Origin of the sequence: Streptomyces lasalocidi (assembly GCF_005280215.1) — a bacterium.
Taxonomy (GTDB): Bacteria; Actinomycetota; Actinomycetes; order Streptomycetales; family Streptomycetaceae; genus Streptomyces; species Streptomyces longwoodensis.
In genome coordinates, this window is record NZ_SZNQ01000001.1 from 1,634,953 (window position 1) to 1,648,287 (window position 13,335).

15 protein-coding genes are annotated in these 13,335 nt (G+C 72.9%); 11 read left to right on the forward strand and 4 right to left on the reverse strand.

Annotation, left to right across the window (positions count from 1 at the left end):
* The gene (locus E4U91_RS07260) at positions 1-1,326 is read left to right on the forward strand and encodes a M1 family metallopeptidase (protein WP_137306058.1); all 1,326 of its coding nucleotides are present in this window, start codon (positions 1-3) and stop codon (positions 1,324-1,326) included.
* Between the two features lie 85 nt (positions 1,327-1,411).
* Positions 1,412-1,846, forward strand: coding sequence for a YchJ family protein (locus tag E4U91_RS07265; protein ID WP_168218076.1), 435 nt, complete (start codon positions 1,412-1,414; stop codon positions 1,844-1,846).
* 15 nt (positions 1,847-1,861) lie between these two features.
* Here the strand turns inward: E4U91_RS07265 and E4U91_RS07270 are convergent, their stop codons facing one another.
* Positions 1,862-2,563, reverse strand: a complete 702-nt coding sequence (locus E4U91_RS07270; RefSeq protein WP_137306059.1) for a FadR/GntR family transcriptional regulator — start codon at positions 2,561-2,563, stop codon at positions 1,862-1,864.
* A 143-nt stretch (positions 2,564-2,706) separates the two neighbouring features.
* Between E4U91_RS07270 and E4U91_RS07275 the strand changes: the two genes are divergently transcribed.
* Both E4U91_RS07275 and E4U91_RS07280 read left to right on the forward strand, forming a co-directional pair.
* On the forward strand, positions 2,707-3,225 hold the full coding sequence (locus E4U91_RS07275; RefSeq protein WP_137306060.1) for a gluconokinase: 519 nt from the start codon (positions 2,707-2,709) through the stop codon (positions 3,223-3,225).
* Positions 3,226-3,291: 66 nt separating this feature from the next.
* The gene (locus E4U91_RS07280; RefSeq protein ID WP_137306061.1) at positions 3,292-4,689 is read left to right on the forward strand and encodes a GntP family permease; all 1,398 of its coding nucleotides are present in this window, start codon (positions 3,292-3,294) and stop codon (positions 4,687-4,689) included.
* Positions 4,690-4,705: 16 nt separating this feature from the next.
* Here E4U91_RS07280 and E4U91_RS07285 read toward each other — a convergent pair whose 3' ends face one another.
* Together E4U91_RS07285 and E4U91_RS07290 are read right to left on the reverse strand one after the other, a co-directional pair.
* Positions 4,706-5,332, reverse strand: a complete 627-nt coding sequence (locus E4U91_RS07285) for a cytochrome b/b6 domain-containing protein (protein WP_137306062.1) — start codon at positions 5,330-5,332, stop codon at positions 4,706-4,708.
* Entirely contained in the window at positions 5,316-6,050 is a 735-nt protein-coding gene (locus E4U91_RS07290) for a molybdopterin-dependent oxidoreductase (protein ID WP_137306063.1), read from the reverse strand. Before E4U91_RS07290 ends, E4U91_RS07285 begins: the two co-directional genes overlap by 17 nt.
* A gap of 270 nt (positions 6,051-6,320) precedes the next feature.
* Here E4U91_RS07290 and E4U91_RS07295 point away from each other — a divergent pair, with 270 nt between their 5' ends.
* From E4U91_RS07295 to E4U91_RS07315, 5 genes are all read left to right on the forward strand, one after another.
* Positions 6,321-7,214 (forward strand): DMT family transporter, encoded by an 894-nt coding sequence (locus E4U91_RS07295; RefSeq protein ID WP_137306064.1) that lies wholly within the window; start codon positions 6,321-6,323, stop codon positions 7,212-7,214.
* 23 nt (positions 7,215-7,237) lie between these two features.
* Positions 7,238-7,753: an NUDIX hydrolase gene (locus E4U91_RS07300; RefSeq protein WP_137306065.1), complete on the forward strand. Its 516-nt coding sequence runs from the start codon at positions 7,238-7,240 to the stop codon at positions 7,751-7,753.
* 41 nt (positions 7,754-7,794) lie between these two features.
* On the forward strand, positions 7,795-8,187 hold the full coding sequence (locus E4U91_RS07305; protein ID WP_067235108.1) for a YidH family protein: 393 nt from the start codon (positions 7,795-7,797) through the stop codon (positions 8,185-8,187).
* Positions 8,184-8,540, forward strand: coding sequence for a DUF202 domain-containing protein (locus E4U91_RS07310; RefSeq protein WP_137306066.1), 357 nt, complete (start codon positions 8,184-8,186; stop codon positions 8,538-8,540). Before E4U91_RS07305 ends, E4U91_RS07310 begins: the two co-directional genes overlap by 4 nt.
* Positions 8,541-9,375: 835 nt before the next feature.
* Positions 9,376-9,627 (forward strand): hypothetical protein, encoded by a 252-nt coding sequence (locus tag E4U91_RS07315; RefSeq protein WP_137306067.1) that lies wholly within the window; start codon positions 9,376-9,378, stop codon positions 9,625-9,627.
* Positions 9,628-9,824: 197 nt separating this feature from the next.
* Here E4U91_RS07315 and E4U91_RS07320 read toward each other — a convergent pair whose 3' ends face one another.
* Positions 9,825-10,799, reverse strand: coding sequence for an NADP-dependent oxidoreductase (locus E4U91_RS07320; protein ID WP_137306068.1), 975 nt, complete (start codon positions 10,797-10,799; stop codon positions 9,825-9,827).
* 255 nt (positions 10,800-11,054) lie between these two features.
* Between E4U91_RS07320 and E4U91_RS07325 the strand changes: the two genes are divergently transcribed.
* Together E4U91_RS07325 and E4U91_RS07330 are read left to right on the forward strand one after the other, a co-directional pair.
* Entirely contained in the window at positions 11,055-12,077 is a 1,023-nt protein-coding gene (locus E4U91_RS07325; RefSeq protein ID WP_137306069.1) for a phosphotransferase family protein, read from the forward strand.
* A 6-nt stretch (positions 12,078-12,083) separates the two neighbouring features.
* On the forward strand, positions 12,084-13,298 hold the full coding sequence (locus tag E4U91_RS07330; protein ID WP_137306070.1) for an acyl-CoA dehydrogenase family protein: 1,215 nt from the start codon (positions 12,084-12,086) through the stop codon (positions 13,296-13,298).
* Positions 13,299-13,335: the final 37 nt, after the last annotated feature.

Consider the following 13,335-nt stretch of genomic DNA (forward strand, 5'->3'; position numbering starts at 1 on the left):
GTGGCAGTCCAGCAGTCAGCGGGTCCGGACCCGTACTTCCCGGCGAACGGCGATCCGCGCTACCGCGTGCACCGCTACGAGCTCACGCTGGACTACCGGCCGGGGCCGAACCGGCTCGGCGGCGCGGCGCGGATCAACGCCATCGCGGGGCGTGCACCGCTGACCGAGTTCCAGCTGAACCTGGCCGACTTCCGGATCGGCGGGGTCCGGGTGGACGGACGGCAGGCGCACTACACGCACCGGGGCGGGCGGCTGCGGATCCGCCCGGCCAAGCCGGTGCGGCCCGGGGCCGCGTTCACCGTCGAGGTGCACTGGTCGGGCAACCCCCGGCCGGTGAACAGCCCGTGGGGCGGGCTGGGCTGGGAGGAGCTGGGCGACGGGGCGCTGGTGGCGAGCCAGCCGGTCGGGGCGCCCTCGTGGTACCCGTGCAACGACCGGCCGGCCGACAAGGCGTCGTACCTGATCTCGGTGACCACGCCGTCGGCGTACTCGGTGGTGACGGGCGGGCGGCTGCTGACGCGGACCACCAAGGCGTCCACCACGACCTGGGTGTACGAGCAGGCGGCGCCCACGTCGAGCTACCTGGTGGGCCTGGCGATCGGGCGGTACCAGACGGTGCTGCTGGGTGACCCGGGGCCGGGCGGGGTGCCGCAGCACGCGCACATCCCGGCGCACCTGCTGGCCGACGTCTCACGGGACTTCGCCCGGCAGCCGGCGATGATGGAGTTGTTCCAGGAGCTGTTCGGGCCCTACCCGTTCGGCGAGTACGCGGTGGTGGTCACCGAGGAGGACCTCGACGTGCCTGTCGAGGCACAGGGGTTGTCGCTGTTCGGTGCCAACCACGTGGACGGGGCCCGGGGTTCGGAGCGGCTGGTGGCGCACGAGCTGGCGCACCAGTGGTTCGGCAACAGCGTCTCGGTCGCCGACTGGCGGCACATCTGGCTCAACGAAGGGCTCGCCAAGTACGCGGAGTGGCTGTGGTCGGAGCGCTCCGGCGGCCGTCCGGCGCGTCAACTGGCGGCCGCTGCCCATCGGTTGCTGTCCTCCTTGCCGCAGGACCTGCGGCTGGCCGACCCGGGCCGCAAGGCGATGTTCGACGACCGGCTCTACGAACGCGGCGGGCTCACCGTGCACGCGCTGCGCCGCGCGCTGGGCGACGACGTCTTCTTCTCGATGCTGCGCGGCTGGACGTCCCTGCACCGCGGCGGCGCGGTGACGACGCAGACGTTCGTCACGCACGTGGCGCGCTTCGCGCCCGAGCCGGTGGAGGACCTGTTCGACGCGTGGGTGTACGGCACGGCGCTGCCGCCGCTGCCCGAGGGCTGAGCGGACGGGCCGGGCCGGGGCCCGGGGGTTGGCGCGGTCACATCCCCGTCCGGTCCGGTCCGGTTCGTCGGCGACAATGGTGGCCATGGCCCGTCGCCCCGCCCGTACCCCCCGCCCCGCCCGGTCCGCTCCCCGGCCCGCCTCCGGGCCCTCCGGCTGCCCGTGCGGGCTGCCCGAGTCCTACGACGCCTGCTGCGGGCGCTTCCACCGGGGTGCGGCCGTCGCGCCGACCGCGGAGCGGCTGATGCGGTCGCGCTACAGCGCGTTCGCCCGGGGCGAGGCGGACTACCTGCTGCGGACCTGGCACCCGCGGACCCGGCCCGCCCGGCTGGACCTCGACCCTGGGACGCGCTGGACGGGCCTGGAGATCCTGGCGACCGAGGACGGGACCGCGTTCCACTCCACCGGGGTCGTGGAGTTCCGGGCCTCCTACCGGGGCGGTGCGCTGCACGAGCGCAGCCGCTTCGAGCGGGTGGACGGGGCCTGGGCGTACGTCGACGGGGACTTCCCCGGCGCCTGAGTGACGGGGCACCCGCTACGGCGCCAGGATGTCCAGTTCCTGCAGCGCGCCCACGGTGATCTCGCGGGTGAGGGCCTCCGCGCGGGCGGCGTCGCCCTCGCGGACCGCCTCCGCGACCTGCACGTGCAGGGTGACCGCGGCCGGGTCGGGGTCCGGGAACATCACTTCGTGGTGGGTGCGGCCCGCGAGCACCTCGGCGACGACGTCCCCGAGCCGGGCGAACATCTCGTTGCCGGAGGCGGTGAGGATGACCCGGTGGAAGGCCATGTCGTGCACCAGGTACTCCTCCAGCCGGTGGCCGCGCGAGGTGGCCACCATGCCGAGCGCGCACTCGGTCAGTGCGGCGCACTGCTCGGCCGTGGCGTTGCGGGCCGCGAGGCCGGCCGCGACCGGTTCGACGGCCGAGCGCAGGACGGTGAGCGAGCGCAGCTGGCGCGGCCGGTCGGCGCCCGCCAGGCGCCAGCGGATGACCTGCGGGTCGTAGACGTTCCACTCGGCGGACGGGAGCACCGTGACGCCCACGCGGCGGCGGGACGCGACCAGGTGCATGGACTCCAGGACCCGGACCGCCTCGCGCATCACCGACCGTGAGACGTCGAAGCGCTGGGCGAGCTCGTCGGTGCGCAGAACGCTGCCCGGGGGGTATACGCCCGCCGTGATGTCGGGGCCGAGGGTGTCCAGTACGCGGCCGTGCAGCCCCCTGCCCGATGTGCTCATGCACTCAGCGTACGGGGTGGATCACGGAGCCAAAAAGTCAGACTTATTTGTCACAAGGTCTTGAATTCGTCGTACCTAATGGGTTTCATCGTGGCCGACACCGGGTGTCGGTGTCGGATGTCGAAGAGGACAGCGAGGCAGTGATGCGTACCCCCCACGTCGTCGTGGTGATGGGCGTCGCCGGCACGGGCAAGACCACCATCGGTCCCCTGCTCGCCGCCCGGCTGGGCGTTCCCTACGCCGAGGGCGACGACTTCCACCCGCGGGCCAACATCGCCAAGATGACAGCCGGGGTGCCGCTCGACGACGCGGACCGGTGGCCGTGGCTGGACGCCATCGGCGCCTGGGCCCACGAGCGGGCCGGACTGGGCGGGGTGGTCAGCTGCTCGGCGCTGAAGCGGTCGTACCGCGACCGGCTCAGGGCCGCCGCTCCCGGCGTGGTGTTCGTGCACCTCACCGGCGACCGGGCGCTCATCGAGGACCGGATGTCCCACCGGCAGGGCCACTTCATGCCGACCGCGCTGCTCGACTCCCAGTTCGCCACGCTCCAGCCGCTCGGGGCGGACGAGGCGGGCGTCGGCGTCGACGTGGCCGGCGGCCCCGAGGAGATCGCCGAGCGCGCCGTCGCCGCGCTGGACCGGCTCCCCGACCCGGCCCCGTAGGTCCGGCAGCACCTCACACCACCCCGGCCGCACTCCCCCGTCGGCCCCCTCTCTGCAAGGAAACCCGTGACCACACTCAGCGTCGAGATGCTGGCAGCGGACCCCGTCGAGCCCATCACCTCGGCCGGACACGCCCAGCTGGGCATAGCCGTCCTGGTGGGCATCGCCGTCATCGTCCTGCTCATCACCCAGTTCAAGCTGCACGCCTTCCTGTCCCTGACCATCGGCTCGCTCGCGCTGGGCGCGGTCGCCGGGGCGCCGCTGGACAAGGTGATCACCAGCTTCACCACCGGCCTCGGCAGCACGGTCGCCGGAGTGGGCGTGCTGATCGCCCTCGGGGCGATCCTCGGCAAGATGCTCGCCGACTCAGGCGGCGCCGACCAGATCGTCGACACGATCCTCGAGAAGGCGGGCGGCCGCTCGCTGCCCTGGGCGATGGTGCTGATCGCCTCGGTGATCGGCCTGCCTCTGTTCTTCGAGGTCGGCGTCGTCCTGCTGATCCCCGTGGTGCTGATGGTCGCCAAGCGCGGCAACTACTCCCTCATGCGGATCGGCATCCCCGCGCTGGCCGGCCTGTCCGTGATGCACGGCCTGGTGCCGCCGCACCCCGGTCCGCTGGTCGCGATCGACGCGGTCGGCGCCAACCTGGGCGTCACGCTGGCGCTCGGCGTGCTGGTGGCCGTCCCCACGGTGATCGTCGCCGGTCCGCTGTTCTCCAAGGTCGCGGCCCGCTGGGTGGACGTCCCGGCCCCCGACCGGATGATCCCGCAGCGCCCATCGGAGGAGCTGGAGCGGCGCCCCGGCTTCGGCGCGACGCTGGCCACGATCCTGCTGCCGGTCGTGCTGATGCTGGCCAAGGCCCTGGTCGACATCGTGGTGGACGACCCCGAGCACACCGTGCAGCGCGTCTTCGACGTGATCGGCTCGCCGCTGATCGCCCTGCTCGCCGCCGTGCTCGTCGGCATCTTCACGCTGGCCCGGCCCGCCGGCTTCGGCAAGGAGAGGATCTCCGGACTGGTCGAGAAGGGCCTCATGCCCATCGCGGGCATCCTGCTGATCGTCGGCGCGGGCGGCGGCTTCAAGCAGACGCTGATCGACTGCGGCGTGGGCCAGATGGTGCTGGAGATCTCCAAGGACTGGTCGATCCCGGCGCTGCTGCTCGCCTGGCTGATCGCGGTGGCGATCCGGCTGGCGACCGGTTCGGCGACCGTGGCGACGGTCTCCGCGGCCGGACTGGTGGCCCCGCTCGCGGCCGACATGTCCACGACCCACACCGCGCTGCTGGTCCTCGCCATCGGCGCCGGCTCGCTGTTCTTCAGCCATGTCAACGACGCCGGGTTCTGGCTGGTGAAGGAGTACTTCGGGCTGAGCGTCGGCCAGACCGTGAAGACCTGGTCGGTCATGGAGACCATCATCTCCGTGGTCGGCGGCGGTCTGGTGCTGCTCCTGTCGCTGGTCATCTAGGTCGGGGCCGGCCGGCTCACCTGCGCCACAGCGGGTGTTCCCGGTCGGCCCAGTCCTCGCTCACCCAGCCGGTGCGCATGCCGTGGCGGGCCTCGGGGTCGCCCAGGGCCATGCCGATGTGGCCGGCGAGGACGATGCCGAGGGTCAGCGCCAGCCAGTCGTGGACGAAGGTCGCGCTGGTGCGCCACTGGATCGGGGTGAGGTGGGTGAACCACATCAGCAGCCCGGTGCCGAGCATCACCAGCGTGGCCCCGGCCACCCAGGAGGCGTAGACCTTCTGCCCGGCGTTGAACTTGCCCGCCGGACGGGCCTCCCGGCGCTTGTCCCGGCGCAGGGCGGCCCGCAGCCAGCGCCGGTCGTGCGCGCCGAAGCGGTTGAGCCGGCCCAGGTCGGCGCGGAACGCGCGGGAGGCGAGCCCGGCGAGGACGGGCACCGGCAGCGCGAGCCCGGCCCACTCGTGGATGCGGACGACCAGGTCGCGGCGGCCGACGAGCTCGGCGAGCTGCGGGACGTACAGGCACGCGGCGGTGACCACGCACACGCCCATGAGCAGGGCGGTGGCGCGGTGGACCCGGCGCTGGGCGGGGCCGAAGCGCGGGACGCGGGTGGCGGCCGCCGGGGCGGGGTCAGCTCGTAGGGTCATCGTCGCGTCCGTTCGACCGGCCGACCCAGGCGTCGACGTCGTAGCCACGGTCCTCCCAGTAGCCGGGCCGCACGTCCTCGGTGACGGTGATGCCGGACAGCCACTTGGCGGACTTGTAGAAGTACATGGGGGCCACGTAGAGGCGGACCGGGCCGCCGTGGTCGTGGCCGAGGTCCTCGTCCTTCATGCGCAGGGCGACCAGGACGTCCGGCCGGCGGGCCTGCTCCAGGGTGAGGCTCTCCGAGTACGCCCCGTCGAAGCAGGTGAAGCGGACCGCGCCCGCCGTCGCCCGTACACCGGCCGCGTCGAGCAGCGCGGACAGCCGCACGCCCTCGAAGGGGGTGCCCGGGACCCGCCAGCCGGTGACGCACTGCACGTCCCTGACCAGCCGGGTCTGGGGCAGGGCCCGCAGGTCGGCGAGGGTGTAGCGGCGCGGGCGGTCGACGAGGCCGTCGACGGTGAGGCGGTACGTCGCCGCGTTCTTGCGCGGGACCGAGGAGGTCACCGAGTAGTAGCGGAAGCCGCCGCCGTTGGGGAGCAGTCCGGTCAGGCCCGTGGGGTCCTTGTCGGCGGCGCTGCCGAGGAACGCCTCCAGGCCGCGTTGCAGCGTGGGTGCGGCGACGACGCCGAGTGCGCCGAGGCCCAGGGTGCCGAGGAAGACGCGCCGGCCGACGGGGGCGCCGCGTTCCTCCGGGTGTTCGGGGTCCACGGGGTCCATTCGAGCACTCGGGGCCGGGCGGGGCCAGGGACGGCCGGGGTCCGTCAGACTTTCGTCACCGTTTCTCACCTGTCCCACCGAGGCACGTCCCTCAGGTTTCCCACAGGTGCGTGTGGCGTGCGCCATGGCGGTGGAGCGCCGGACACCCGAGCATGGAGCGACTGCCCGGAATACGTCATTCCGGACATTCCCCGGGCCGGTGCGGGCACGAGGACGCTACAGTCGGCAGCCACGACCCGTGGCCCGGCCGGATTGATCGAGGTGCGCAGCGTGTCGGTTCTGGTTCTCGCTCTCGCCGTGAGTGCCGCGTGCTGTCTGGGTTTCGGGTTCGTCCTCCAGCAGGCCGCCGCACAGCGGGCGCCGCTCGGTGACTTCCTCTCACCGCGGCTGCTGCTCGACCTGGTGCGTGTGCCGACCTGGCTGGGCGGCATCGCCCTGATGGTGGCCGGCATGGTGCTCGGCGCCCTCGCGCTCGGCCGCGGCGAAGTCAGCCTGGTCGAGCCGCTGCTGGCGACCAACCTGCTGTTCGCCCTCGCGCTGTCCCGGCGCCGCACCCGGCAGCCCCTCGGCCGCCAGGGCTGGACGGGCCTGTCGCTGCTGGCCGGTGGGGTGACGGCGTTCATCGTGGCGGGCGAGCCACGCGGCGGCACGGCGGTCACGGACCCGCTGCGGCACTGGCTGATCATCGGCGTGATGGTGGGGCTCGCCCTGCTGCTGACCACGTACGCCAAGCGCTCGCGGCTCAGCGCGGGCCCGGTGCTGCTGGCCCTCGCGGCGGGGCTGCTCTACGGCGTGCAGGACGCGCTGACCCGGGTGAGCGGGGAGCGCTTCGCGGACGGCGGGTTCACGGAGCTGCTGACCGGGTGGCAGCCGTACGGCGTGCTGGTGATCGGGGTGACCGGTCTGGTGCTGGTGCAGAGCGCGTTCGAGACGGCCCCGCTGCGCATGTCGCTGCCCGCGCTGACCGCGGCCCAGCCGCTGGCCGGGATCGCCTGCGGGGTGGGCTTCCTGGGCGACCGGCTGCACACCGACACCGGCGCGCTGGCCTGGGAGGCGGCGGGCCTCGCGGCGATCGTCGCGGGCATCGTGCTGCTCGGGCTGCACCCGGCGATGCCCCGGGGCACCGCCCCGCACGAGCAGGTGCCCGACCTCCAGCCGCGCTGAACGCGCGTGCTTGGATGGCCCGCATGAGCGCTGCTGACGAGATCCTCGACATCGTCGACGAGCAGGACCGGGTCGTCGCGCAGGCGCCGCGCGGCCGGGCGTACGCCGAGGGCCTGCGCCACCGCTGCGTGTTCGTGCGGGCCCGGGACGCCGACGGCCGGCTCTTCGTCCACCGGCGCACCCCGGACAAGCTGGTCTTCCCGTCGCTGTACGACATGTTCGTCGGCGGGGTGGTCGGCGCGGGCGAGTCCTACGACGACGCGGCGCTGCGCGAGGCCGAGGAGGAGCTGGGGGTGAGCGGCCTGCCCCGGCCGGAGTTCCTGTTCAAGTTCCTCTACGACGACGGGGCGGGCCACAGCTGGTGGTCGGCGGTCTACGAGGTCCGCTGCACGCTGCCGGTGCACCCCCAGGTGGAGGAGGTGGCCTGGCACGACTTCCTGCCCGAGGAGGAGGTCGAGCGGCGCCTGGCCTCCTGGGAGTGGGTGCCGGACGGGCTCGCGGCCCACGAGCGGCTCAGGGAGTTCCGGGCGGCCCACTGACGGCGGGCGGCCCGCGCCGGGCGCCCGGTAATGTCCTGGGCGTGATCGACTTCGTGCGGAACGTCCGCCTGTGGTTCGCGCCCGAGCAGGTGCGGGAGGAGGGCAGCACGCCCGACTACCGGTTCTCGCTGGCGAACGAGCGCACGTTCCTGGCCTGGCTGCGCACCGCCCTGGCGCTGATCGGCGGCGGCTTCGCGGTCGACCAGTTCCTGCCCGACCTGCGCTGGGGCTGGCGCGTGGGGCTGGCGCTCGCCCTGCTGGCGGCCGGGGTGCTGTGCTCGCTGCGCGCGGTGAACCACTGGGTGCGCTGCGAGCGGGCGATGCGGCGCGGCGAGGACCTGCCGACGTCGCGGTTCCCGGCCCTGCTCGGGGTGGTCGTCGCGGTGGTGGCCGTGGCGATGGTGGTCGTGGTGCTCGCCGGGTGGGAGGGGTGAGCCGGGAGGAGGCCGGGGCGGGCGGGGCGAACCGTCGCGGGGCGCCCGCGGACCGGGATCCCGGGCTCCAGCCCGAGCGGACCCGGCTCGCCTGGCGGCGTACGACGCTGGCCGGCACCGTCGCCGCGGTGCTCGCGGTGCGGGCGGCCCTGCACGGCGGGGCCTCGCCGGCCGCGGTCGTCGCGTGCGCCGTGTGCTGCGCGCTGTGGGTGACCTTCCTGCTCGTGGCCCAGCGCCGCATCCTGGCCCTCGCGAGCACGGCCCGCCCGGCGCCCCTGCCCGCCCGGCAGGCCACCGCGGCCGTGCTGTGCGCGGTGGCGCTGGCGGTGTGCGCGGCGGTGCTGGTGGCGTGAGGTGTCGGGGTTCGGCGTCTATGGGTGGTCTCACGTAGCCGCAGCTTGAGTGATCGGTTGCCTACGGAGGGACATTCCCTTGCAGGGCTCCCTCTGGCGCCTGTGCAGCCGAGCCGGGAGACGCGGGCGTATATTGTCCCGGCCTCCGATGGGGTCTCCGGCGCCCTGAAGCCCCTCACCCGGTGTGTCCGGTCGTACCCGCCAGCGCTGGGAACGCGGAAGGTGTCCTCCCGGGGCCTCGCCTGATTCAACGGTCAACACGCATCACAGCGACCAGAGGTTGACATTTGCGAGCTCGGACTCCGATGTGCCGAGTAAGTAGCACACCAACACCGAGTTACACCAGGTGCGGGAGCATGCTCTCATTGTCGCGCGGTGCCGATCATGCCGCTGACCGGCACCCGGTGGCAGCTGTGTGAGCGCCAATGCCGCCGGGCCCACGGAACCCGAGACCGGTGGTGGTCTGACCACAACTGCCTGATCCAGGAGCGGGGATGGGCTCAGTTGCAGATGTTGGAGGCCACCCGCCATGCGCTACAGTTCTGGATGAGGTGGACCTGGACACCTCAAGTAAGCCTCTGCCAGGACTCGTTGGCCTCAGCAAGCTGGATTTGGGTGCACCTACGTCGCCCGAGTTCCGTTGACGTGAGCCGTGCTGCTGGTCGACGAATCTGACTGACTTTCTGCCTTTGCTTGTTGAACGAGGGCCGACGAACGGCCCACCCCGAGAACATTTGTGTACGCGCCAGCGCAGGTGTCTCGGTCCGAACCGAAGGGTTCGGATCGAGGCTGCCTGCGCACCCGATCCGACCCATGACAGGGAAGGTAAGGATCGGTGGACGGCACCGCCATCATCATTGTTCTCGCCATCGCTGGCGTGGCTTCAGTGCTGCTCTTTGCGCTCAAAGGGCTGCTGGACCAAGTCCCGGACGTGATCGATTCCGCTGGGGCGGTACGCGACGCGTGGCAACGATTCAAGGCAAATCAGGACGAGGCGGCTACTCCCATCAAGGGCGGGGCGATCGGGCCCGAGGCGCCCGAGGAGCCGCATCGCGCTGACGACGAGGAGCCGCCTGTGACCGCCTAAGGGCCGCCGCGGGCCTCCATGGCTCTCCCTGGACATGAGAGAGCCCTGCCGGGCGGCGACCGGCGGGGCGTCTCTGTGGTGCGGGAGGGCCGTCCGGGGGCTCAGGCGGCGATGACCCGGCGGAATCGGATCGGAGCCAGAGCGACACCCCGGGAGGCGTGACGCTCCTGCAACAGGTTCCGCCCTCGCCCCCCGGCTCAGTACCCCGTCGCCCCCGTGGTGCCCGGTTCCGGTGCCGGGTCCTCCCAGTCGACCGTGACCACGATCTTGCCGCGGGCGTGGCCCTCCTCGCTCAGGCGGTACGCGTCCGCCGCGCGCTCCAGCGGGAACGTCTCCGCCACGGGCACCGAGACCACGCCCCGGTCGGCCAGGTCGGACAGCCGGGCCAGGTCCTCGGCGTCCGGGCGGACCCAGACGTAGCGGCCGCCGTAGCCGACGACGTCGCCGTCGGCGATGGACGCCAGCCGGCCCTCGGGGGTGAGGAGGTTCACGGAGGCCTTCAGCGCGTCGCCGCCGACCGTGTCGAAGGCCGCGTCGACCCCCTCGGGGGCCAGCCCCCGCACCCGGTCGGCCAGTCCGTCGCCGTAGGCCACCGGCTCGCCGCCCAGGGAGCGCACGAAGTCGTGATTGCGTTCGCTCGCCGTGCCGATGACGCGGGCGCCGAGGTGGTGCGCGAGCTGGACGGCCATCGAGCCGACGCCGCCGGCCGCCGCGTGCACGAGCACCGTGTCGCCGCGCCCGACCTGGAGCGCCCCGGTGAGCACCTGGTAGGCGGTGAGCCCGGCCAGCGGCAGTCCCGCGGCCTCCTCGAAGGACAGGGAGCGCGGCTTGCGGGCCAGGGTGCGCACCGGGGCGGCGACGTACTCGGCGAAGGTGCCGCGGGACAGGAAGTCCTCGCGGACGTAGCCGATGACCTCGTCGCCGGCCGCGTACTCGGTCACGGACACGCCGGGCTGGACGACGACGCCGGAGACGTCCCAGCCGGGGACGACCGGGAAGACGGCCTCCAGCATGCCGTCCAGGTAGCCCTGGCGGGCCTTCCAGTCGACCGGGTTGACCGACGCGGCCCGGACCTTGACCAGGACGGCGTCGGGTCCGACCTTGGGGTCGCGGACCTCGCCGTACGTCAGGACCTCCGGTCCGCCGTACTGGTTGTAACTGATGCCCTTCATGCCACCGACCCTCCGGGGTGAGCCCGTGCCGCGCAAGCCGGGCGCCCGGGGGGGCGCCGTCCGCGCGGCGACCTGTCCGCCGGCGCGTCCGCCCGCGCCGGCCCCGTTGCAGTACCCCTCCCCGGGCGGTCCCTGCCCCGGCCGGGCCGAAAAACATAAGGTGGCCCCGATCACGTTGGGCCGCCCCACTGGACGACATACCGACCGGTCGGCATCATGAGTCGAGTTCCGTTGCCCCAGCCCGTAGGAGCCCGCATGAGCCCCGACCACCCGCCCGGCCTCGACCTGGACCGGCTGCGCGCCCTGCTCGACCGCGAGCGGCCCGGTCTGGTGGGGGGTCCTCTCAGCGGCCGGCTGATCGAGGGCGGACGCTCGAACCTCACGTACGCCGTCACCGACGGCACCGCCCGCTGGGTCGTGCGGCGGCCCCCGCTGGGCCACGTCCTCGCCACCGCGCACGACATGCGGCGCGAGCACCGGGTGATCAGCGCCCTGCACCCCACGAGCGTGCCGGTGCCGGAGCCGGTGCTGCTGTGCGAGGACGAGGACGTGCTCGGCGCCCCCTTCTACGTCATGGAGTTCGTCGAGGGCACCCCGTACCGCACCGCCGACCAGCTCGCCCCGCTCGGCCCCGAGCGCACCCGCAACGCGGTGCTGTCCCTGGTGGACACCCTGGTCGAGCTGCACGCCGTGGACCCGGCCGGGGTCGGCCTCGCGGACTTCGGCCGGCCCGAGGGGTTCCTGGACCGCCAGCTGCGCCGCTGGGGCAAGCAGCTCGACGCCTCGCGCAGCCGCGACCTGGCCGGCATCGACGAACTGCACGCCGCGCTCGGCCGGGAGCTGCCCGACTCCCCCGCCCCGGCGGTCGTGCACGGCGACTACCGGCTGGACAACGTCCTCATCGGGGACGACGACCGGATCAGGGCCATCCTCGACTGGGAGATGTCCACCCTCGGCGACCCGCTCACCGACCTCGGCCTGCTGGTGATGTACAGCATGCCGCTGGGCCTGCCCGACTCGCCCGTGTCCACCACGGCCGCGGCGCCCGGGCACCCCTCCCCGCGGGAGCTCGTCGAGCGGTACGCCGCGGGGTCGGGGCGCGACGTCTCGGCCGTCTCCTGGTACACGGCGTTCGCCTGGTTCAAGCTCGCCGTGATCCTGGAGGGCATCCACTACCGGTACACGCTGGGACAGACGGTCGGGCGCGGCTTCGACCGGATCGGCGAGCTCGTCCCCGTCTTCATCGACCACGGACTGACCACTCTTCAGGAAGGCTGACCGGCCATGGACTTCGCGTTCGACGCCCGCACCGAGGAACTGCGCGCCAAGCTGCTCGCCTTCATGGACGAGCACGTGTACCCCGCCGAGGCCGTGGCCGAGGAGCAGCGCGCCCTGCTGTCCTCGCCGTGGGACACCCCGGCGGTGGTCGAGGAGCTGAAGGCGGAGGCGCGCCGCCAGGGCCTGTGGAACCTCTTCCTGCCGGACGAGGAGTACGGCGCCGGGCTCACCAACCTCCAGTACGCGCCGCTCGCCGAGATCACCGGCCGCTCCCCGCAGCTCGCGCCGACCGCGCTGAACTGCGCGGCCCCGGACACCGGGAACATGGAGGTGCTGGCCCAGTTCGCCGACGAGCAGCAGAAGAAGCAGTGGCTGGAGCCGCTGCTGGCCGGTGAGATCCGCTCGGCGTTCGCGATGACCGAGCCGGAGGTGGCCTCCTCGGACGCCACCAACGTCACCACGCTCATCGAGCGGGACGGCGACGAGTACGTGATCACCGGCCGCAAGTGGTACATCTCCGGGGCGATGAACCCGGACTGCAAGATCTTCATCGTGATGGGCAAGACCGACCCGGACGGCGCGGACGTGCGCCGCCAGCAGTCCATGGTGCTGGTCCCCCGGGACACCCCGGGCGTCACGGTGCGGCGCGCCATGAAGGTCTTCGGCTACGAGGACCACTCCCACGGCGGCCACGCCGAGGTGGTCTTCGACCACGCGCGCGTGCCGGTCACGAACCTCATCGGCGAGGAGGGCGGCGGCTTCGCCATCGCCCAGGCCCGGCTGGGTCCCGGCCGCATCCACCACTGCATGCGGCTGATCGGCATGGCCGAGCGGGCGATCGAGCTGATGTGCCGGCGGGCGGTGTCCCGGACGGCGTTCGGCAAGGCGCTGGCCCAGCAGGGCGTGGTGCACAACTGGATCGCCGACGCCCGGGTGACCGTGGAGCAGCTGCGGCTGCTGGTGCTGAAGACCGCGTGGATGATGGACACCGTCGGCAACCGCGGTGCCCACACCGAGATCCAGGCCATCAAGATCGCCACGCCCCGCGCGGTCGTGGACATCATCGACCGGGCGATCCAGCTGTACGGCGCGGGCGGGGTGAGCCAGGACTTCCCGCTGGCCGAGCTGTACGCCGGGGCCCGCACGCTGATGATCGCCGACGGGCCCGACGAGGTGCACCAGCGGTCGCTGGCGCGCCGGGAGCTGAAGAAGTACCTGTGACGGACCGGCCGGCCGGGGCCACTGCGCCCCGGCCGGC

Bases quoted from the DNA above. Each gene is read 5' to 3' on its own strand.
- E4U91_RS07265 (WP_168218076.1), top strand. From the start codon at position 1,412: ATGGCCCGTCGCCCCGCCCGTACCCCCCGCCCCGCCCGGTCCGCTCCC.
- E4U91_RS07270 (WP_137306059.1), bottom strand. From the start codon at position 2,563: ATGAGCACATCGGGCAGGGGGCTGCACGGCCGCGTACTGGACACCCTC.
- E4U91_RS07275 (WP_137306060.1), top strand. From the start codon at position 2,707: ATGCGTACCCCCCACGTCGTCGTGGTGATGGGCGTCGCCGGCACGGGC.
- E4U91_RS07285 (WP_137306062.1), bottom strand. From the start codon at position 5,332: ATGACCCTACGAGCTGACCCCGCCCCGGCGGCCGCCACCCGCGTCCCG.
- E4U91_RS07290 (WP_137306063.1), bottom strand. From the start codon at position 6,050: ATGGACCCCGTGGACCCCGAACACCCGGAGGAACGCGGCGCCCCCGTC.
- E4U91_RS07300 (WP_137306065.1), top strand. From the start codon at position 7,238: ATGAGCGCTGCTGACGAGATCCTCGACATCGTCGACGAGCAGGACCGG.
- E4U91_RS07320 (WP_137306068.1), bottom strand. From the start codon at position 10,799: ATGAAGGGCATCAGTTACAACCAGTACGGCGGACCGGAGGTCCTGACG.
- E4U91_RS07325 (WP_137306069.1), top strand. From the start codon at position 11,055: ATGAGCCCCGACCACCCGCCCGGCCTCGACCTGGACCGGCTGCGCGCC.
- E4U91_RS07330 (WP_137306070.1), top strand. From the start codon at position 12,084: ATGGACTTCGCGTTCGACGCCCGCACCGAGGAACTGCGCGCCAAGCTG.